At 35.4% G+C, this 21,480-nt stretch carries 14 protein-coding genes; 11 read left to right on the forward strand and 3 right to left on the reverse strand.

Features of this window, described 5'->3' with window-relative positions; all coding sequences use genetic code 11:
* Positions 1-151 precede the first annotated feature (151 nt).
* Both BBI01_RS06785 and BBI01_RS06790 read left to right on the forward strand, forming a co-directional pair.
* On the forward strand, positions 152-2,362 hold the full coding sequence (locus tag BBI01_RS06785) for a TonB-dependent receptor (protein WP_065393912.1): 2,211 nt from the start codon (positions 152-154) through the stop codon (positions 2,360-2,362).
* 166 nt (positions 2,363-2,528) lie between these two features.
* Complete coding sequence (locus BBI01_RS06790) at positions 2,529-3,233, forward strand: class I SAM-dependent methyltransferase (protein ID WP_065393913.1); 705 nt, start codon at positions 2,529-2,531, stop codon at positions 3,231-3,233.
* On the opposite strand, the gene BBI01_RS06795 is transcribed toward BBI01_RS06790, so the two are convergent.
* Together BBI01_RS06795 and metG are read right to left on the reverse strand one after the other, a co-directional pair.
* Positions 3,206-3,871: a hypothetical protein gene (locus BBI01_RS06795; RefSeq protein ID WP_065393914.1), complete on the reverse strand. Its 666-nt coding sequence runs from the start codon at positions 3,869-3,871 to the stop codon at positions 3,206-3,208. The two genes, BBI01_RS06790 and BBI01_RS06795, sit on opposite strands and share 28 nt — an antisense overlap.
* A gap of 145 nt (positions 3,872-4,016) precedes the next feature.
* Complete coding sequence (metG, locus tag BBI01_RS06800) at positions 4,017-6,053, reverse strand: methionine--tRNA ligase (RefSeq protein WP_065393915.1); 2,037 nt, start codon at positions 6,051-6,053, stop codon at positions 4,017-4,019.
* Between the two features lie 331 nt (positions 6,054-6,384).
* On the opposite strand from metG, the gene BBI01_RS06805 reads away from it, so the two are divergent.
* The 5 genes from BBI01_RS06805 (at position 6,385) to BBI01_RS06825 (ending at position 15,213) form a co-directional block, all read left to right on the forward strand.
* Positions 6,385-9,264 carry a SusC/RagA family TonB-linked outer membrane protein gene (locus BBI01_RS06805; protein ID WP_065394147.1) on the forward strand — a complete coding sequence of 960 codons (2,880 nt, stop codon included), beginning with the start codon at positions 6,385-6,387 and terminating at the stop codon, positions 9,262-9,264.
* 12 nt (positions 9,265-9,276) lie between these two features.
* A complete protein-coding gene (locus BBI01_RS06810) occupies positions 9,277-10,830 on the forward strand; it encodes a RagB/SusD family nutrient uptake outer membrane protein (RefSeq protein WP_065393916.1) in 1,554 nt (517 codons plus the stop codon).
* 17 nt (positions 10,831-10,847) lie between these two features.
* Positions 10,848-11,915, forward strand: a complete 1,068-nt coding sequence (locus tag BBI01_RS06815; protein WP_065393917.1) for a SusE domain-containing protein — start codon at positions 10,848-10,850, stop codon at positions 11,913-11,915.
* A gap of 75 nt (positions 11,916-11,990) precedes the next feature.
* Positions 11,991-14,147, forward strand: a complete 2,157-nt coding sequence (locus BBI01_RS06820; protein ID WP_065393918.1) for a glycoside hydrolase family 97 protein — start codon at positions 11,991-11,993, stop codon at positions 14,145-14,147.
* 79 nt (positions 14,148-14,226) lie between these two features.
* Complete coding sequence (locus BBI01_RS06825) at positions 14,227-15,213, forward strand: bile acid:sodium symporter family protein (protein ID WP_065393919.1); 987 nt, start codon at positions 14,227-14,229, stop codon at positions 15,211-15,213.
* A gap of 60 nt (positions 15,214-15,273) precedes the next feature.
* Here the strand turns inward: BBI01_RS06825 and BBI01_RS06830 are convergent, their stop codons facing one another.
* Complete coding sequence (locus tag BBI01_RS06830) at positions 15,274-16,248, reverse strand: sterol desaturase family protein (protein ID WP_065393920.1); 975 nt, start codon at positions 16,246-16,248, stop codon at positions 15,274-15,276.
* A gap of 383 nt (positions 16,249-16,631) precedes the next feature.
* Here BBI01_RS06830 and BBI01_RS06835 point away from each other — a divergent pair, with 383 nt between their 5' ends.
* The 4 genes from BBI01_RS06835 to BBI01_RS06850 all read left to right on the forward strand — a co-directional run bounded on the left by BBI01_RS06835 (position 16,632) and on the right by BBI01_RS06850 (position 21,437).
* A complete protein-coding gene (locus tag BBI01_RS06835) occupies positions 16,632-18,494 on the forward strand; it encodes a glycoside hydrolase family 13 protein (protein WP_065393921.1) in 1,863 nt (620 codons plus the stop codon).
* A gap of 8 nt (positions 18,495-18,502) precedes the next feature.
* Positions 18,503-19,024 (forward strand): nuclear transport factor 2 family protein, encoded by a 522-nt coding sequence (locus BBI01_RS06840; RefSeq protein ID WP_065393922.1) that lies wholly within the window; start codon positions 18,503-18,505, stop codon positions 19,022-19,024.
* 16 nt (positions 19,025-19,040) lie between these two features.
* Positions 19,041-20,423 carry an MFS transporter gene (locus BBI01_RS06845; RefSeq protein WP_065393923.1) on the forward strand — a complete coding sequence of 461 codons (1,383 nt, stop codon included), beginning with the start codon at positions 19,041-19,043 and terminating at the stop codon, positions 20,421-20,423.
* 285 nt (positions 20,424-20,708) lie between these two features.
* Positions 20,709-21,437 carry a pirin family protein gene (locus tag BBI01_RS06850; RefSeq protein ID WP_065393924.1) on the forward strand — a complete coding sequence of 243 codons (729 nt, stop codon included), beginning with the start codon at positions 20,709-20,711 and terminating at the stop codon, positions 21,435-21,437.
* Positions 21,438-21,480: the final 43 nt, after the last annotated feature.

Consider the following 21,480-nt stretch of genomic DNA (forward strand, 5'->3'; position numbering starts at 1 on the left):
ATAAGCTCTTGCTCTACTTATGACATAGATAATTCTAACTTCAATCTCCCAGTTTTTAATTCAAAAGTATGAAAAATTTCACCTTTTCTTATTTTTAATATTTCTAAATAAAAATTACCTTTGCCGAATTATAAAACTTTGATTTGAAGAAATGAAAAAGCATTATGCATTCATAGGTCTGCTGGCTTCGGGAGTGATGTTCTCCCAGACAGTTAATGACTCTGTTGTTTCTAAAGGAATTGACGACGTTGTAATTGTTGCATCCAGAAAACCTACAAAAATATCTGAAATCCCAGGTACCGTTTGGGTAGTACAGAAAGAAAAAATCCAGGAACAGGCAAAAAGTGGAGTTCCGATTAAGGAAATGTTATCTATTTTGATTCCAAGTATGGATATCGGACCTCAGGGAAGAACCAATTACGGACAAAATATGAGAGGGCGTTCTACATTGGTAATGATAGACGGTGTTTCCTTAAATAGTATCCGTGCAATCAGCCGTCAGTTGGATGCTATTGACCCTTTTAACATTGAAAGAATTGAAGTGCTTTCAGGAGCAAGTTCTATCTATGGAGGAAATGCTACGGGAGGTATTATCAATATCATTACAAAAACCCCATCCAAAAAAGGAATCAGTGGGGAAACTGAATTGGGAGTACGTACAGGATTTATGGGAAGTGATGACCATGATTTCCGTGCTGCACAAGCTATTTCAGGAAAAGGAGAGAAGTTTTTCGGGAGGTTAGGAGTTGCTTATCAGCAAAATGGAGGAGTGTATGGTGCTGATCAGAAACAGCTTTTTACCGACATTACACAAACTGACCTTCAGTACAACCAGTCAATCGATATCCTGGCAACCGGAGGATATAAATTTAATGATAAACATAAAATAACAGCTTCTCTTCAATATTATAATTCCAAATTCAATGGTGACAGAAGTTTATATTTAGGTGAAAATCTAAGTGCTTTTACTACGAAAAATGGGAATTTACTGGAGATGAGAGATGGTTTCTCTTCAGATAAAAATGTAGGAACGGAGCGTTATATGGGTACTGTAGCTTATACAGGAAATAACATTCTTGGCGGACAGGATCTGTATGTTCAGTTTGCTACAAGAGGTGAAAAACTAGGATTCTATCCATTCCCCGGAAATGTAAAGCAGGGAACCGGAAATATGGCTTATATGTCTTCGTCTCAGCAGGATACTTATTATTCCGGCATCAAGGCTTTATTGTCAAAATCATGGAGAGGGCTAAATGTGACTTATGGTGTAGATGTTGACTTTGAAAAATTCGAAGGGACTCAATCCGTTTATAACATTGGTAAAACCATGTCAAGTGGTGGATTGATCAATGAAACTCAATTCAGTTTAGGAAGATATCCTACCAACCATTCACAAAGCTACGCAGGATATGTGCAGGCAAAATACAATATTCTTCCAAAATTACAGATTAATGGAGGTATTCGTTATCAGAATATTAAGGTGAAAGTGGATGGTTTTGTCGGATCAGAACAACAAACTCAGATTGCAATGGGATACGGACAATCTGCCTCGGCAATTCCGGGAGGAGAAAGTTCTTATAACGTCACTTTGGCAAATGCCGGATTATTATATAAATTCAATGAGCAGCATCAGGTTTGGGGGACGTTCTCTCAGGGAGTAAGTCTTGCTGACCCTGCTAAATATTACGGAATTGGTACCTACAAGCTGAATGGAGCACATTGGGATGTTGTTTCAAGCATTAATGTAAAAGATCAGCCTTTGCAGGCAATCAAAACCAATCAGTATGAAGTGGGATATCGTGTGAATAAAGGAGGATTGAGAGCACAGGTTGCCGGATTTTTAAGTAATTCAGATAAAACCGTTACAGTAGACAGAAAAACATTCCAGATTCTTGTTAATGATTTAAAAATGAGAAACATGGGTATTGAAGCTGAGGTTTCTTATTCAATGAATAACGGTGTTTATTTCGGAGCAAGCGGTCTTTTAATTAAATCTGAAGTAGACAATAAAGGAGAATGGCAGAAACAAGATATTTCCAATGCTTCACCATCAAAATTGGTGACATATATCGGATATAATGTGAAAAACTGGTCGTTCAGATTCCAGTCATTACAGAATTTCAAGCAGAAGGATGAGCTTAACAACGTAGTTGAAGGTTATAACACATCCGATCTTATGGTAGGATACAGATTCAATTGGGGTAAACTCAACCTTGGTATTCAGAATGTATTTAACACAGATTATCAGACGATCTGGAGCAAACGTTCTCAGGTTTTATATTCAAGCTATGGAATGCCTGCATTATTTAATTATAAAGGAAGAGGTAGAACATTTAATCTGTCTTACACTTTTGAATTTTAAAAATAAAATTAGGGTTTAATACCTTAATCCAAATCAAATACTTTCTACAAATCCGGTTTCTGATACTGTTCCGAAGCCGGATTTTAATTTTAGAAGTAAATGTTGATTCAGTACATACTGAAGCCAAAACTTTGAACTTTATCCCCTGAAGCTGTATCTTTGCCCTATGAAAGATTTAATGGGCAGAGCGATCTGGGATTATTATCATGATAACAATCCTGAAGACCTGCAGACTGAAACATCAATTTCTGAGTTGGATGAACTTCCGGTAGACTATTTATTCAGAGATTTCGAAGATATGATTGATATTGAACAGAAAGCCTTAAAACTATCTACAGGAAAAGTCCTGGATATAGGAGCTGGAGCGGGTTCTCATGCTTTGTATCTTCAGGATGAAATGAATCTTGACGTGCTAGCTTTGGATATTTCTCCGAAGTCTGTTGAGGTTTGCCAATTAAGAGGTATCAAAAATGCAGTTTGTACAAATATTCTTGATTTTTTAGGAGAAACATTTGATACCATTTTATTATTGATGAATGGTACCGGAATTTTTGAAGGATTATCTAAAATTGATATTTACCTTCAAAAACTGGGATCTTTATTGAATGAAGGAGGGCAGATTCTGATTGACAGTACAGATATTCTTTATATGTTCGACCGTGATAAAGATGGCGGAGTTTATATTCCTGCCGGTGGATATTATGGAGAACTGGAATATGTCGTTCATTATAAAGGCGAATCGGAAGAGCCTATCACATGGCTGTACCTTGACTTTAATACCTTGAAGAACGCTGCTATAAATAATGGATTCAACATCGAAAGAGTAGTACAGGACGAGGATTCCTATTTAGCGAAACTTACTAAAATATAGCCGTCAAATAATCCCTGATAATTAATCGTGATCAGAATTGCCATTATTGCACAGATTATGATCGGAAAAATATATGAAGCTGCTCTGTAGGGCAGCTTTTTAGGTGTAAAAAGTACCCAGAATCCAAAGAGAATTAATGCACCAGTTCCTGCAACAAGAAATTCTGGACTTTTTCTTATTGTAAAAGAATCTTTTGAGTTGAGCATATAGATTAAAGAAATCAAAAAACGCTGAATAAACAGAAAAGCGAACCCAAAAGCAATAGTGATACTTGAGGCTAAATATTTTTTAAGCTTAATGAAATTCAGACCTAATAAGATCGCTCCAGGAATTGTTCCTAAAAGGATACTGATAATGAATATTAATTCTCTGGGAAAAAGTTTGATTGCACTTGGATCTTCTGTAATATGATCCTGCCATAATTCCTTTTCTTCTGTACGTTTTAATTCTTCTGCCTCTTTTTTCCTTTGAATCAGTTGCTGAACAGCCGTTTCTTCTTCGGCAGTGAAAATTCTTCCTCTTTCTTTTAAAACCTCCAGTGCGATCTGAACCGCCTCAGGAACAAAGCGATTGCCTTCTTTTAAATATTTTTCTAATTCCGTATCAGAAAGCTTCCTTAAAACACTCTTATTAACCATAATAACGGCTGCAAATATAAAATAATATTATTTCTTACATGTAGAATACAATATGTGATATATAATTTTATTGTAGATAAAATCTTGCTGAAATAAAAAAGGCTGCTTCATCTGAAACAGCTTTTTTATTTATTGCAAGGTCTAATTATCCGATCTCAATACCGTTTTCAACATTACTGTCGTCCGGTGTTACGAAAGATAATTTTCCATCAGGTTTAGTTGTTAATAATAACATTCCCTGAGATTCAATTCCTCTGATTTTTCTTGGAGCAAGGTTTAATAAGATCATTACCTGCTTACCTACAACTTCCTCAGGAGTAAAGCTTTCCGCAATACCTGAAACCACCGTTCTTACATCTACTCCTGTATCTACAGTAAGTTTCAGTAATTTATCAGCTTTTTCTACTTTTTCAGCTTCTAAAATGGTTGCTGTTCTAAGGTCTATTTTAGTAAAATCATCAAATGTGATCTCTTCTTTCATTGGATTAGCGTTAGGGTTTGTTTTTTTATTGTTTTGTTTGGTGTCTTCAAGCTTTTGAATCTGAGCTTCAATTACATTGTCTTCAATTTTCGAGAAAAGAAGAGATGCTTCATTGATTTTATGACCCGTTTCAATTAAAACAGATTGGTTTTCAACATCGTCCCAGCTTTTCGCTTCAACATTAAACATATTCAATAACTTTTCAGAACTGAAAGGCATGAATGGCTCACATAACTGAGCTAATGCCACAGCAATTTGAGCTCCTACAAATAATGATTGTGCCGCTTTTTCCGGATTGTCTTTAATTGTTTTCCATGGTTCTTCAGTCTGAAGATATTGGTTCCCGAATCTTGCAAGGTTCATTAAGGCTGATAAAGCATTTCTGAATTCATAATTATCAAGGAATCCAGCGATTTCTTTAGCCGCTTTGTTAATCTCTTTTAATTCAGGACTATTTACATCTCCCTGAGGAACAACACCATCATAGTATTTATGAATAAGAACCGCAACTCTATTGATAAAGTTTCCGAAGATACCTACCAACTCAGAATTATTCTTCGTCTGGAAATCCTTCCAAGTGAAGTTATTGTCCTTAGTTTCAGGAGCTGACGAAAGCAATGCATATCTTAAAACATCCTGTTGTCCAGGGAACTCTTCTACATATTCGTGCGCCCAAACCGCCCAGTTTCTTGAAGTTGAAATTTTATCATTCTCAAGATTCAGGAATTCAAATGCAGGAACGTTTTTAGGCATAATAAAACCTCCGTGCGCCTTCATCATTGCTGGGAAGATAATACAGTGGAATACAATATTATCCTTTCCGATAAAGTGTACCAGATCACTTTCTTCACTCTGCCAGTAATGTTTCCAGTCTTTTCCGTTTTTTTCTGCCCATTCTTTGGTGAAAGAAATATATCCGATAGGAGCATCAAACCAAACATAAAGAACTTTTCCTTCCGCATTAGGAAGCGGAACTGGAACACCCCAGTTTAGATCTCTGGTCATAGCACGTGGTTTCAAACCATCATTTAACCATGATTTAACCTGTCCGTATACATTCGGTTTCCAGTCGTCTTTATGACCTTCAATGATCCACTCGTTTAAGAAGTCTTCGTATTCATTTAGAGGTAGATACCAGTTCTTTGTATCTTTAAGAATAGGAACATTTCCACTAAGCATTGACTTCGGATTGATCAGCTCTGATGGAGATAGGGTAGAACCACATTTCTCACACTGGTCACCGTAAGCGTTTTCATTACCACAGTTCGGGCAAGTTCCTACAATATAACGGTCAGCAAGGAATTCTCCCGCCTGTTCATCAAAATACTGTTCAGAAACTTCTTCAGTGAATTTTTCTTTATCATAAAGAACTTTGAAAAATTCCTGGCTTGTCTGATAATGCTTTGGGGAAGTCGTTCTTGAATACTCATCAAATGAAATCCCTAGATCAGAAAAAGATTTTTTGATGATTCCGTGGTATTTGTCCACGATATCCTGAGGGGTAACTCCTTCTTTTTTAGCTCTTATGGTGATAGGAATACCGTGTTCATCTGAACCACAGATAAAGGCTACATCTTTTCCTAATCTTCTCTGAAATCTTGCGTAAACATCCGCAGGAATATAAACACCTGCCAAATGTCCTATATGAACCGGACCGTTTGCATAAGGCAAAGCTGCCGTAATCATCTTTCTGTTTGACATTTATAGTAAAGTTTTGATTGCAAAGATAAGGAATATCTCTTGAATACCGCTCTTTGAGGTGTTATTATGATAAATCTTCCTGTTTTTCGACGGCGAATATGAATTTAAGTTAAACAATTGTTTAACTTTTTGTTAATGTAAAACAAATATTATGCATTACATACTATCGTGTAAGGTATTGATGTGTAAAATTTTAACTAAAATTGGTTTCGTAATATACATAAAATTATTATAAATTATATTAAAATTATAATAATTCTATTTTTTTTTTAAATTGCGAATCTGGTACAACACCAGAACAAGACTGAAACGAAACTATAAAAATAAGATTGTGAAGAATTTTACAACGGTATTAAAAATAGCGCCTGCTTTTCTACTGGCAAGTACAGTAATGCACGCGCAGACTAAAGACTCTATCATTAAAGAGAAGAAGATTGATGAAATTGTTTTGGTGGGATTTGGTGCAAAAAAGAAAACAGATTTAACAGGTTCTGTTACTGCTGTTACGGAAAAAGATTTTAATAAGGGGGCTATTGTTTCAGCTGATCAGCTGATTCAAGGTAAAGCACCTGGAGTTAGAATTACAAGTGGAGGAGGCTCTCCTGACTCTGCGCCGAATATCCGAATTCGTGGTGGCTCATCTTTAAGTGCATCTAATAATCCATTAATTGTTATTGATGGAATTCCTTTAGATGGAACAAATCCTGCAGGAATTCAGAATCCATTAGCTCTTGTAAACCCTAATGATATTGAATCTTTTTCAATATTGAAGGATGCTTCCGCTACTGCTATTTATGGAGCAAGAGCTTCCAATGGTGTAATCTTGATTAAAACGAAGTCAGGAGGAGGTAGATTAAAGATGAGTTTTAATACTAACGTTTCTGTAGGACAGGTTACTAAATATATTGATGTAATGGACTCTGGTCAATATGTCGATTTTATTAAACAGTACTTTCCTAACGATGTTTGGAAACTTGGTGTAGGAGGAAACCCTTCCAATCCTACAACAATGGGTAAAGTATATGATACCAATTGGCAGGATGTAGTTTACAGAAATTCTGTATCTACAGATAATAACTTCAGTGCATCAGGAAATTTATTCAAAGTATTACCTATCAGATTGTCTCTTGGCTATAACAGAACAGAAGGAGTGGTGAAGAATGATGATTTAGAAAGATATTCTGCAACTCTTCGTGTAACTCCAACTTTCTTTGATAAGCATTTAAAGATTGATATTAATGCAAAAGGCTACAGGATAGATAAAAAAACAGTGGACGCGGGAGCTGTCATTGGAGCTGCTTTGTCTAGAAACCCTACACTTCCTGTTTATAGCAGAGATGTTTGGGGACAAGGAGGAGCTAATTATTTTGGAGGTTATTATCAGAATAATTATATCGCTAATGATGGAAGATATAATTTGACATATGATTCTAACCCTCTTGGAATGTTAGATCAAAGACATCGTCCTGAAAATACATATCGTTTTCTGGGAAATATGGAAATTGATTATAAGTTTCATTTTTTACCTGATTTAAGAGCGGTTGTTAATTTGGGTATTGAATCATCAAGAACAAAAATTAGAGAAACATATGATCCGAATGCAAGAAATTCTGTGATTAACCTTGTATATGGTTCTTTAAATGATATAATATATAATCCTGGATTAGCATATGGTGAGAATCAGTACACCAATAATAAAAATTTTGATGCCTATTTAGTTTATAATAGGAAGATTAATGATTTTTTTACTAACTTCTTGATTCAGGGAGGATATACTTATCAGGATTTTAGGTATGATGGTAACAAAGAGCAGTTTTATGCTGACCCTTCAGGAAGTGGGCTTCGAATACCTCAACCTAATAGGGCTAATCCTACTTATGGATATTTCAACCATTTAAATCTTCAATCATTTTTCGCAAGAACAAACGTAGATATTTTAAATAAATATTTATTTACAGCTTCGTTCAGGGCAGATGCATCGTCATTGTTCAATGGATTCGATAATCAATGGGGGTATTTCCCGTCCGCAGCATTTGCGTGGAAAATGCAAGAAGAATCATTCTTAAAAGATGTTGAGGCTGTAAAAGAATTAAAGTTAAGAATTGGTTGGGGGCAAACTGGGCAGCAGGATATTACTCAAATTTCGGGTGGTTTTTATCCTTCGCGACCTTTATTCTCTTTAGGAGGAGAAAACTCTCAATACCTTCCTGGATATAATATTTATTCTGCTCTAGGATTTAATAAAGATTTGAAATGGGAAACTACAACCAGTTGGAATATTGGGGTTGATTTTAGTTTATTTAAAGGAAATATACTTTCAGGAAGTCTTGACTTTTATGACAGGAAATCTACTGATTTGTTATTAAAATCTCCAGTTCCTCCAGGGCAGGGGCTTACCAATGAATTTGCAGCAAATGTTGGATCATTAAGAAACAGAGGTGTTGAATTAAATCTTAATGTAAACCCAATCAAAACAGAGACGTTTAACTGGAATATATTCGGTAATATGTCTTATAATAAGGGTGAAATACTTGAACTTGGATATTATGACAGAATTGCGGCAGGAGGAGATCTTCCTGTAGGAACAGGTGTTAAAATAGCTTACCATGTGGTAGGTCTTCAGCCTAATTCAGCATGGATGTTTGAACAGGTATATGACTCCAATGGAAATCCAATTGCTGATACATTTGTAGATCGAAACGGTGATGGTAAAATTACTAATGAAGATCGTTATAATGCACAGTTGGTTCCTAATTTTACATTCGGATTTGGGACAACATTAAATTATAAAAAATGGGATCTTACTGCTAATTTCAGAGGACAGATTGGAGGAAAAGTTTATGATGGAAGGCATGTGGCACAAGGGTTTGTTAATCAGGCGAAAACTTCTAATTCAGAACATTTGAGTAATTTGCTTGATTTCAATAATGGAAGATATTCATCTAACTTGATACAACCAACGGATAATATGTATTTCTCAGATTATTTTTTACATGATGCGTCATTCCTAAGACTAGACAATGTTACATTAGGTTATAATATTGAAAAAATCTTTGGAAATAAGGTTGATTTGAGAGTGTATGGTTCAGTAAATAATGCTTTTATTATTACGAAATATAAAGGGCAAGACCCTGAAAATTTTGGTGGTGTTGATAACAACTTCTATCCAAGACCAAGAATTTATACAGTAGGGTTTAATTTTAATTTTTAATCTGAAATAACAATGAAAAAGATAAAAATATATAGTTTAATGTTAATGGCAGGCTTGTTTTTTAGTGCCTGTACAAATGATTTGGAAACAGAGCCAAAGTTTGAGTTAACTTTGGAAGAGCTTTTAGCCAGAGATCCTAATGCTGTAGAAGGTCTTTTATCTAGAATGTATTCTACATTTGCCTTATCAAGTGTAAGTGGTCCGAATGATTCAGATATTTCTGGTGCCAATGCAGGAGAATCACCTTTTATCAGAGGGCTTGTTAATCTTAATGATTTTACAGCCGATGGTATGAAGAACCGTTGGGGAGATAATGGTCTTGATCAATTGACAACAACAACAGGCTGGAATTCAAATAATAAGTTTTTCAAATATGTGTATGATAGAATTTACTATACAATTCCTCAAACAACAAACTTAATTGTGATTTTGAAAACTAAAGTTGATGTTGCAAATGAGGAGCAGTATATAAGTGAATTAAGATTTTTAAGAGCTTTATCTTATTATTATCTAATAGACTTCTTTGGTAAAGGACCGTTGGTGGATGATAATACATTTTCAACAACAACACCGCTTCCAGAAGCTACAAGAGCAGAACTTTTTAATTTTGTTGAATCAGAATTGAAGGATATAGAAGGTAAAATTGCTCCATCTAATACGTATGGAAGAGCTAACCAAGCTGTAGTTCAGATGCTTCTGGCAAAGCTTTATTTAAATGCCGAAGTATATACGGGAACTGCAAGATATACAGATGCGGCTACCTATGCATCTAAAGTAATTGCAAGTGGTAAGTATCAGCTAGAAGGTAACTTTGCGAAGAATTTTAGAGCAGATAATAATACTTCCAAAGAAATTATTTTTCCACTTATTGCTGATGCTACTTCTTCTCAGAGTTATGGTAATACTACTTACATAGTAAACGGTAACTTAAACTCAACAACCATGAATCTTGCAACTTATGGAGCTACGGAAGGATGGGGTGGTCATAGAGCAACAAAAGCATGGTATGGTCTTTTCGCTTCTAATGCTGCCAGCCTGGCTACTAGTAACGATGTCAGATCAAAACTATTCTGGCTGACAGGTCATAATTATGAAATGAATGATTACAAAGAGTGGACAGATGGCTATCCTTCAATTAAATTTACTAATAAAAATACAGATGGATCGGGAAGTATAACTTCTTTTTCATCAACTGATTTTCCGTTATTTAGATTAGCAGATACCTATTTAATTTATGCAGAATGTGCTCTTAGAGGTGCTTCTACAGCTACTGTACCTCAGGCACTTAATTATGTTAATTTGATTCGTACAAGAGCCAATGCAGATGTGTTGACAAATATTTCGCTTCAAACAATTCTTGACGAACGTGGGCGTGAGCTTGGTTTGGAAGGAGTAAGAAGACAGGATCTTATAAGATACGGTAAATTTACTGGTGGATCTTATTTATGGCCATGGAAAGGAGGGTTAGTAAACGGAACTTCTATTTCTGATAATTATAAGGTATTCCCTGTTCCTATGTCAGCCTTACAGGCAAACCCGAATTTGACTCAAAATACTGGTTACTAATCTAATGTTTGAAAGAAATGAAAAATATTTTTAAAATTATATTTTCATCACTACTATTGGCACTCGTTGTTTCATGTGAAGATGATGATAGAATCATGTTAAATGAAACGTCAGCTGCTACTTTAGCAGTTGATAATAATACTGTTATTCTGGATAATACAACACCTTTAGTTGATGCATTAAAGTTTAATTATACACTTCCAGTATATAATCCATCTGTTGTACCCTCATATTTTATTGAGTTTAGTATAAAAGGAAATAATTTTACGAAAACAGAAGTGTTAAGTGCTCCAAGCGATGTGAAAAGTGTTTCAATAACACATAAGGCATTGAATGATTTACTACTAAACTTAGGCGCAAAGCCAGGTGAAGCAACAAGCATAGATGTTAGATTTAAAAGTATGTTCAATGGACAGACTAATTATTATTCTAATGTTTTAAATCTTACGATTACACCATTCGTAAGTTTGAAGAATCTTTATCTTGTGGGGGGAGCTACTGAATCCGGATGGGAAAATAATGCTCATAATGTACCATTATTTAGAGATCCTGTGAATGTAAATAAGTTCTATTATACTGGATATTTTGCTGCTGATGGCTTCAAAATGCTTGAAAAACTAGGAGAATGGCACCCACAATGGGGGCTTACGGCAGGTAATATAACAGTAAGTAACCTTGATGGTACTAATGAACCGGGAGCATTTACTGTTCCAACTGCAGGATATTATACATTTGTAATCGATATTAATGCAAAAACGTATTCCCTTAATCCTTATAATGTCACGTCAGCTCCTTATACAACTGTTGGTATTATTGGGTCATCAACACCTGGAGGATGGGATAATGATGAGGATATGACAGCTTCGGCTTTGAACCCTCATATCTGGAGAATTGAAAATATTTCATTAACGCCAGGTGAAGCAAAATTCAGAGCTAATAATAATTGGGATGTAAATTGGGGTGGTGATACTCCTTTCTCAGGTACAGCATCAGTAGGTGGAAGTAATATTCCTGTAAATGAAGCTGGAAAATACGATGTATTCTTTAATGATCTAGACGGTAAATACGTATTCATTAAGAAATAAATTTAATCCATATACTCAGAGACTGTTGCCTGAGAGCAGCAGTCTCTTTTATTTTTAAGTTAATAAATAGTCATTATGAAGAAAATTACAGTTGGAGCCCTTTTGCTCTCAATGATGTTTACAGGTGTGAAAGCACAATCTTTAAAATCGCCGGACGGTAAATTTGAAATGAATTTCCAGTTGAAAGACGGAGTTCCTTTCTATAACCTTAAATACAACGGTGCGGTGGTTGTAGAAGATTCAAAATTAGGATTGAGATTATTTAAAGACACAGCCATAAAATTTGCTTCTGAAATTGCCAAACCAGAAGATGCAAAATACGATCTGAACAACGGTTTTGCAAAGGTAGATGAAAAAAGAGACTCCAAAAACGAGACTTGGCAGCCGGTTCTTGGAGAAAAGAAAAATTATATCAATCACTACAATGAATTAGCAGTAACGCTGAATCAGGCTTCTACAGACAGAAGTATTGTTGTGAAATTCAGACTGTTCAATGACGGTCTTGGATTTAGATATGAATTTCCACAACAAAAAAATCTTAATTATTTCGTAATCAGAGAAGAAGATTCTGAAATTGATTTCCCAACCGATATGAAGGCTTGGTGGATGGTAGCAGATTATGACTCTCAGGAATATCAATATCAGGAAACAAAAGTTTCTGAAATTCCGGCAAAATGGGATAAAGCATATGACGCTAATGCCTCTCAGACCTTGGTGAAAAATGCAGTTCAGTCTCCATTAATGCTGAAAAAAGAAGGAAAAACTCCTTTATACATTAACGTTGCGGAAGCCGCAGTATTAGATTATCCAGCTTCACACTTAGAAGTTGATGCTCAGAATTTCAAATTCAAAACGCACTTAACAGCTGACAGACAAGGAGCAAAAGGATACATTCAGACGCCATCTGTTACACCTTGGAGAACAATTATCGTAGCGCCAAAAGCAGAAGAGGTGATGGATTCTAAAATGATCTTCAACCTTAACGAGCCTACGAAATACAAGGATACATCTTACATTCACCCTACAAAATACATGGGAGTTTGGTGGGAAATGATCATCGGAAAATCTCAATGGGCATATTCTACAGCTGAAAACGTTCATTTGGATAAGACAGACTTTACAAAGCTTACTCCAAACGGAAAACATGCGGCGAACAACACTAAAGTAAAAGAATATATCGATTTCGCGGCAGAAAACGGATTCCAGGGATTATTGATCGAAGGATGGAACGTAGGTTGGGAAGACTGGTTCGGTCATTCCAAAGAATATGTTTTTGACTTTATCACACCTTACCCGGATTTTGATATCAAAATGTTGAACGATTATGCTCATTCAAAAGGAATTAAGCTGATCATGCACCACGAAACTTCAGGTTCAGCAACGAACTATGAAAGATGGGCAGATAAAGCTTTCCAGACAATGAATAAATATGGGTATGATGCTGTGAAAACGGGTTATGTAGGAGATATCATCCCAAGAGGGGAGCACCATTATTCTCAATGGACGATCAACCATTACTATAGAATTGCGGAAAAAGCAAACGATTATAAAATCATGGTAAACTCTCACGAATCTGTACGTCCTACAGGAGAAAGCCGTACTTATCCGAACTATATCTCGGCAGAAGCAGCTCGTGGAACAGAATATGAGGCATTCGGAGGAAACAAGCCTGATCACCAGACCGTACTTCCGTTTACAAGATGGATGGGAGGTTCTATGGATTATACACCAGGAATTTTCCAGACAAAGCTAGACTATTATTTCCCTGGAGATCAACGTTTCGTAAAAACGACATTAGCAAAACAGTTAGCGTTATATGTGACGATGTACATGCCACTGCAGATGGCAGCAGACCTTCCTGAGAACTATAAGAAGCACATGGATGCTTTCCAGTTTATCAAAGATGTAGCAGCTGATTGGGATGATACAAAAATCTTATCTGCAGAACCGGGAGATTATGTGATCACAGCCAGAAAAGCAAAAGGTACAGAAAATTGGTTTGTAGGAGGTATTACCGATGAAAACAAACGTGAATACACTGTAGACTTCTCATTCCTGGATAAAGGAAAGAAATATGAAGCAACGATCTATGAAGATGGAAAAGATGCAGATTATATTGACAACCCTCAAAGCTATAATATCTACAAGAAAGAGATTACAAGCAAATCGAAAATTAATTTTAAAATGGTAAGAAGCGGTGGTTTTGCCATCTCTATCAAACCGGTAAAATAAATATTTCTTAAATTTATAATCCTTAAAGGCAAAACCTTTAAGGATTTTTTTATTTATCAATATACTATTGTTCGTGTTAATGGCTAAAATTTTTAATAAACAAAACGTTTTTCTCCTTCTTCTGATTGTAATGGTGCTCATGGGTAAACTCATTCCTTTTGAAAAATCCTATAATCATTATTTTAATCTTTCAGCCTTTATAGATTGGGGAATTGCTGCCATTTTTTTATTGTATGGGCTTAAGCTGAACCTTAAAGAAGTAATAAAAGATATTTCCAACTGGAAACTTCATGTGCTGATTCAATCCGGAACGTTTATTCTTTTTCCTTTGTTGGTGATGATCTTTTATCCTTTGGTGAAAGGAACCGGATATTATGATATATGGCTCTCCATATTTTTTCTGGCTGCTTTGCCTTCTACAGTTTCATCATCTGTAGTGATGGTATCTATTGCCAAAGGAAATGTAACTTCAGCTATTTTTAATGCTTCCATTTCGGGACTGATAGGAATTGTCATGACACCACTTCTTATGAGCTTCTTTTTAACCTCAGAATCAGGATCCGGAGATCATGGCGAAGTATTAAAACAGCTTTTAATGAAAGTTCTATTACCCATAATCTTAGGAATTATATTGAATCCGGTTTTCAAAAAATGGGTAACAAAATATTCAAATATTATTGCGGAATTTGATCGCCTTATTATTTTGCTGATCGTTTATGAGAGCTTTTCAACAGCGTTTATCGAAAATGTTTTTAGTTCGGTACCTCCGGCAATATTTTTAATTCTGGCTTTCAGTGTGGTATTCCTGTTTTTTGTGGTGTACAATATTCTTAAACGGATTTCCGGCAAAATGGGATTCAGTGCTCAGGATACTATTACAGTGACTTTTTGTGGTTCAAAAAAATCATTGGTTCATGGAAGTCTTTTTCTGCTGGTGCTGAATATTCCTGAAGATCAGAAAGTCTTATTCTTACTTCCGGTAATGGTATATCATAGTTTTCAATTGTTTTATGTAAGCTGGCTGGCAAGTAAAATAGCACAAAGAGCACCAAAAATTGAAGCGTAAATTCTCAAAATAAAAAATAACCCAAGCCATTGTTTCTATAGCTTGGGTTACTTTTATTCTTTAGTTGGGAGTGTATTCCGGTTCCGCAACTTCTGTTTGTTTAGGTTGTTCAGGACGTGGTTTGCTTTTTAATTTTTCATTGTACTCCTTTTGGAATTGCCTTACCGTTTTACCGGTACCATCATGTCTCCATCCGGGAGAATAGAAGAGGTATTTTAATCGGTCTTTTAAAGAAAGCCCTGGCTGTCTGAGGTCTTTTCCAATCCTTCTCCATTCATAAAAAAGAGTTGTTGCAGGATCTTTAGATTTCATTTTAGGGTATATTCCGTACTTAACAGGAACTTCCGGGTCTTCTTTTTCAAAAGTTCCAAAAATTTTGTCCCAGATAATCAGCCCCATTCCCATATTGCGATCCAGATATTTGATATTGCATGCGTGATGTACCCGATGATGCGATGGGGTAACAAGAATGTATTCCAGAAATCCCATACTCTTAATGGACTGGGTATGAACAAATGTTCCATAAATCTGAATCGATGAATAGGCTACCATGATATGTAGCGGATGGAACCCCATAAATGCAAGAGGTGAAAAGAACAGATATCGATATAAAGGCTGGAAAACAGGACTTCTGAAGCCGGTACTGATATTAAAATAGTCAGAATTATGATGGGTAATATGTACCGCCCAGAAAACACGGGAATGATGATCTACATAGTGATGTACATAATAGGCTAAGTCCTGGGCAAGAAATACCGCAATCCAATACCATATTCCGACTTCCCAGTCAAAAATACGATGATAATAAAAGAACATCATGACGAACATAGAGAATCCCTTCATGATAATATCCAGGCTATAATTTAAAAGAGCGAAAAGTACATTGGTTGCCACATCTTTGGTTTCATACAGCTTTTCTTTATTGAAGTGGCTGTAAGCCATCTCGATGAAAATGATAGCTGCAAATAAAGGAATGGTCCAGGTATATACAATGTCCGGTCCGTCGCTTTCAAAGATTTTACTAAAATCAAACATTTTTTATGTAAAACTAAATATTTAATAAATTAAAAAGGTAGTTTTTTTGTTTAAAAATTGTTTCAATTAGTTAATTTAATGAAAAATTAATAAAAATTTAAGCTCAGGTCAGAAAATTTCATATAAAGTAACATTGATAAACAGATTTTTAGTTTGTTTTCGATATACTCTAAATAATCCTGTAATATGGATTAATAAAAGAAATTTCCTATAATTATTTTATAATAAGTCTACAAAAAATTCGTAATTTGCTGATAAGTTGTTCATAGTTAAATTGTTGTGTGTTTTAATGTAACTTGCTGGTTTTTAGAATAATGAGCAGTGTTCTTAATGACATTTCATGATGTGCGGCTTATTATTAAATTGAAGATCAAGACTAAGTTATGAGAAAAATATATATGATTTTTGCACTTTCAGCTACTTCGATAGCTTTTTCACAAGCAAAAATAGTAGAAAAAGTGGAGCCCGCTTTCTGGTGGAAAGGAATGAAAAACCCTGAACTTCAGATTCTTGTTTACGGAAAAGGAGTTGCCAATAATGAAATTACTCTTTCGGACGGTATACAGATAAAAGACATTCAAAAGGTAGAAAATCCGAACTATGTTTTTATTACGGTCAATACCAACGAAATCAGCGTTCCGAAATTTCAAATCAATATTAAAAAAGGTAATAAAGCCCTTGGATCTTATACTTATGAGCTGAAACAAAGAAATTCCGGCTCAGCAGATCGTGAGTCATTCACTTCAAAAGATGTGATGTATTTGATCATGCCGGATCGTTTTGCTAATGGTGATGAAAAGAATGATTCCACACCGGATCTTACCGAAAAAGCAGATCGTAATTTACCCAATGGAAGACATGGCGGAGATTTAAAAGGAATCATCAATAACCTTGATTATATTCAAAACCTTGGAGCAACTTCTGTATGGTTAACGCCTGTAAATGAAGATAATGAAAAGGTGTATTCCTACCACGGTTATGCTCAGACAGACCTCTATAAAATAGATTCCCGATACGGCACCAACGAAGATTACAAAACCCTTTCTCAACAATTAAATAAAAGAAACATGAAACTGGTGATGGACTATGTTACCAATCATTGGGGTGTTTCTCACTGGATGATCAAAGATTTACCTACAAAAGACTGGATCCACTGGTTCAAAGAAGGAGAAAACGGCTTCACAAGATCGAATTATAAAACATCAACGCAATTTGATCCCAATGCTTCAGATATTGATAAAAAATTAGCGCTTGACGGATGGTTTGATAAAACAATGCCAGATATCAATCAGAAGAATCCATTGGTTTTAAAATATCTAACCCAAAATGCAATCTGGTGGATCGAATATGCCGAATTGGGAGGCTTCCGTGTGGATACGTACCCTTATAACGACAAAGAGGCAATGGCAAAATGGGCAAAGGCAATTACCGATGAGTATCCTAAATTTAATATCGTAGGAGAAACATGGTTATACACCGCAGGACAGATTTCTGCCTGGCAGAAAAATTCCAAAACAGGAGAAGCAGCAGGATATAATTCAAACCTGCCGTCTGTGATGGATTTCATGCTCTTTGGAGATATGCCTAATGCTTTTAAAGAAAAACAGGATTGGAATAAAGGAATAATAAAGCTTTACGACTCTTTTAGCAGTGATTTCCTTTATCCTGATATCAATAACGTGATGGTTTTCTTTGAAAATCATGATACCGAAAGATGGAATGAAATCTTCAATGCAGATCCCAACGCTTATAAAATGGGGCTGACTTTAATTTCAACCGTTCGGGGAATTCCTCAAATTTATTACGGTTCAGAAATAGGAATGCGTGGAGATAAACAAAAAGGAGGTGATGCAGATATCCGCAGGGATTTTCCCGGAGGCTGGAAATCTGATAAACAAAATGCTTTTAATCCATCCGAACAAACTCCGCAGCAAAAAGAATTTTTCCAATTTACCCAGAAATTATTGAACTGGAGAAAAGGAAAAGACGTAATTCATACCGGAAAAACGAAAAACTTTGTTCCTAAAGACGATGTTTTTACCTATTTCAGATATAATGACAAAGAAAGTGTAATGGTGATCATCAACAATAATATAAAAGATCAAACACTGGATTTAAAATATTTTGAAGAATCTCTGAAAGGATTTACCAAAGGGAAGGAAGTTATTTCAGGAAAAGAATTATCATTACAGAAAAATATAACAATTCCGGCAAAAACTCCGTTTATCATAGAACTTGAAAAATAATATTACCTATGAAAAAAACAATAACTGTTTATACATTCATCCTGTTTCTATTAGGGTTTTCAATAGTTTCAGCACAATCAAGCAAAACATTTGAAAAAGAGAAAACAGAAATCAGCACTATGCTTGACGGCTTCAATGTAGCTGCTGCAAAAGCTGATTATAATACTTACTTCAACTATTTTGCGGATGAATCTACCTTCATCGGAACAGATGCTACTGAAATTTGGAATAAGAAAGAATTCATGATCTGGGCAAAACCACACTTTGACAAAAAGAAAACCTGGAATTTTACTGCTCTTAAAAGAAATATCCATTTCAGTAAAGACGGGAAGCTGGCGTGGTTTGATGAATTATTAGATACTCAGATGAAAATATGCAGAGGTTCAGGTGTTGTAGAAAAAATTAATGGCAGCTGGAAAGTAAAACAATATGTTCTTTCTATGACTGTTCCTAATGATGTTGTAGATAAAGTAGTCGCTGAAAAAACAGCGCTGGAAGATGTTTTGATCCAACAGTTTAAAACAAAATAATATCCTAAAGACAGCAATGGCTAAAAAAATAAAACCGGAACTTTCACTTACTCAGATTATCAATATGAGTATGGGATTCTTAGGAATTCAGATGGCATTTGGATTGCAGAACGGAAATGCAAGCCGTATTCTCGCTAACCTTGGAGCAGATGTTCATGAACTTTCATGGTTCTGGCTGGTGGCACCTATAACAGGACTTATCGTTCAGCCTATCATCGGGCATATGGGAGATAATACATGGAGTCCGTTAGGGAGAAGAAAGCCTTATTTCTTAATTGGTGCCATTCTCTGTGCAATAGGATTAGTTTTGCTTCCTAATGCAGCGTCAGTTACTCATATGTTCGCAGCATCAGCATTATTATTAGCTGTCATTTTTCTGGCAATGATGGATGCTTCCGTGAATGTGGCAATGGAACCTTTCAGAGCTTTGGTAGGAGATATGCTGCCAAAACATCAGGGAACAATAGGTTTCTCAGTACAAACTATTCTGATCGGGATTGGGGCAGTATTAGGATCATACTTACCCGATTGGCTTACCCAGCTTGGAATTTCCAATGTTGCTCCAAAAGGCTTTGTTGCAGATAATGTGATCTATTCTTTTTATATAGGAGCTATTTTACTTCTTATATCCATTCTGTATACAATCATTACAACCAGAGAGTATTCTCCACAGGAGTTTTCAGAATTTGAAGAAGATCATAAAGAAACAGAAGAACCTTCAAGATTTTCAGATATATTCAAGGACTTTGCAAGCATTCCGGCTCAGATGAAAAAGTTGGGAATTGTGCAGTTCTTTTCATGGTTTGCATTATTTACAATGTGGGTTTTCACTACCAGTGCTTTGGCAACGCATCATATGGGGCTTTCTCCGGAAGATACTCATTCAAAGGCATTCAATGACGCTGGAGATTTAACCGGTAAACTCTTTGGAATGTATAACTTATGGGCTATTCCATTTGCTTTTCTACTGACACCAATTGCAAAATGGATCGGTAAAAAACAAACCCATGCTTTAGCATTGTTATGTGGAGGATTAGGATTAATTTCGATGTATTTCATTAAGAGTATTGATCATTTATGGATCTCAATGGTAGGATTAGGATTTGCCTGGGCAAGTATTCTGGCAATGCCTTACGCAATGTTGATTGAAGTTATTCCTCAAAAGAAAATGGGCGTTTACATGGGAATATTCAATTTCTTTATTGTAATTCCACAGATCATTAATGGTTTGTTCGGAGGTCCTATCGTAAGTGGAGTCTTCGGAAAGCAAGCGATGGACTATGTCGTTGTAGGAGGTGTTTGTATGCTTATTGGAGCTGTGGTAACCATGATTTTTGTTAAATCAGAAGACGAAACCCATAAGGAAATAGAAGAAGAAATCAAACAGGTACATTTCTAATTAGATACTGTATAAATACTGTATAAAAATTCAATAGAAGCGGGCTTTAGTCCGCTTTCACTTTTTTCTTCATCAAAAACTTATATATATTATTACTCACCACGAATAATAAAGGAAAAATTCGCGCATTCGTGGCTTCAAATATACATCCGCTTAGGAAGAATAAATGAAGCTGGAAACTTAGAATATATAATAGTTTTCTCAATCTTTATTTTTTTTCTTAACCTACATCAATCTTTTTTCAGTTTCACATCGCTTACATTTGTAATGTAAATAATTGTAAAAATGAAAACGGTATATCATAAAGCAGATTCAAGAGGGCATGCCAATCACGGTTGGTTAAACTCTTACCATACGTTCAGTTTTGCAAATTATCAGAATAGAGACAGGATGAATTTTGGAGTACTGAGAGTTCTGAACGACGATACCGTTTCTCAGGGAATGGGATTCGGGAACCATCCGCACAGAGATATGGAAATTATTTCTATTCCTTTAGAAGGAGATTTGGAACATAAGGACTCAATGGGGACTACTGCTGTGATCAGAAAAGGAGAAATTCAGGCGATGAGTGCCGGAACCGGTATCATACATAGTGAATACAATAAAAATAAAGATGAAGAAGCTAAGTTCTTACAGATATGGATTTTTCCTCGAGAATTGAATCTTGAACCCAGATACGATCAGAAAAATATCAAAGATGGTAAAAAAATAAATGGATTTCAGCAGATTTTATCCCCTAATAAAAATGATGACGGAGTTTGGATTCAACAGGATGTATGGTTTAATCTAGCCAACTTTAAAAAAGGAAATGGTAAAAACTACATGTTGAACAAAAAAGGAAATGGAGTTTACGCATTTGTATTAAAAGGAAGTGCAAAAGTAGGAGACCGGATCCTTAACGAAAGAGACGGATTGGGAATCTGGGATACTCAAAGCTTTAATATCGAAGCTGTGGAAGATGCAGAAATATTATTGATGGAAGTACCAATGGAATTACCATCTTATCTTAAATAAAATTAAATTTGTAGCCTTAAAAATTTTTAAATAAAAAATATCG

Origin of the sequence: Chryseobacterium artocarpi, from assembly GCF_001684975.1 — a bacterium.
Taxonomy (GTDB): Bacteria; Bacteroidota; Bacteroidia; order Flavobacteriales; family Weeksellaceae; genus Chryseobacterium; species Chryseobacterium artocarpi.

Bases quoted from the DNA above. Each gene is read 5' to 3' on its own strand.
- BBI01_RS06840 (WP_065393922.1), top strand. From the start codon at position 18,503: ATGAAAAAAACAATAACTGTTTATACATTCATCCTGTTTCTATTAGGG.
- BBI01_RS06845 (WP_065393923.1), top strand. From the start codon at position 19,041: ATGGCTAAAAAAATAAAACCGGAACTTTCACTTACTCAGATTATCAAT.
- BBI01_RS06830 (WP_065393920.1), bottom strand. From the start codon at position 16,248: ATGTTTGATTTTAGTAAAATCTTTGAAAGCGACGGACCGGACATTGTA.
- BBI01_RS06790 (WP_065393913.1), top strand. From the start codon at position 2,529: ATGAAAGATTTAATGGGCAGAGCGATCTGGGATTATTATCATGATAAC.
- BBI01_RS06850 (WP_065393924.1), top strand. From the start codon at position 20,709: ATGAAAACGGTATATCATAAAGCAGATTCAAGAGGGCATGCCAATCAC.
- BBI01_RS06820 (WP_065393918.1), top strand. From the start codon at position 11,991: ATGAAGAAAATTACAGTTGGAGCCCTTTTGCTCTCAATGATGTTTACA.
- BBI01_RS06835 (WP_065393921.1), top strand. From the start codon at position 16,632: ATGAGAAAAATATATATGATTTTTGCACTTTCAGCTACTTCGATAGCT.
- BBI01_RS06825 (WP_065393919.1), top strand. From the start codon at position 14,227: ATGGCTAAAATTTTTAATAAACAAAACGTTTTTCTCCTTCTTCTGATT.
- BBI01_RS06815 (WP_065393917.1), top strand. From the start codon at position 10,848: ATGAAAAATATTTTTAAAATTATATTTTCATCACTACTATTGGCACTC.
- BBI01_RS06810 (WP_065393916.1), top strand. From the start codon at position 9,277: ATGAAAAAGATAAAAATATATAGTTTAATGTTAATGGCAGGCTTGTTT.
- metG (WP_065393915.1), bottom strand. From the start codon at position 6,053: ATGTCAAACAGAAAGATGATTACGGCAGCTTTGCCTTATGCAAACGGT.
- BBI01_RS06785 (WP_065393912.1), top strand. From the start codon at position 152: ATGAAAAAGCATTATGCATTCATAGGTCTGCTGGCTTCGGGAGTGATG.
- BBI01_RS06795 (WP_065393914.1), bottom strand. From the start codon at position 3,871: ATGGTTAATAAGAGTGTTTTAAGGAAGCTTTCTGATACGGAATTAGAA.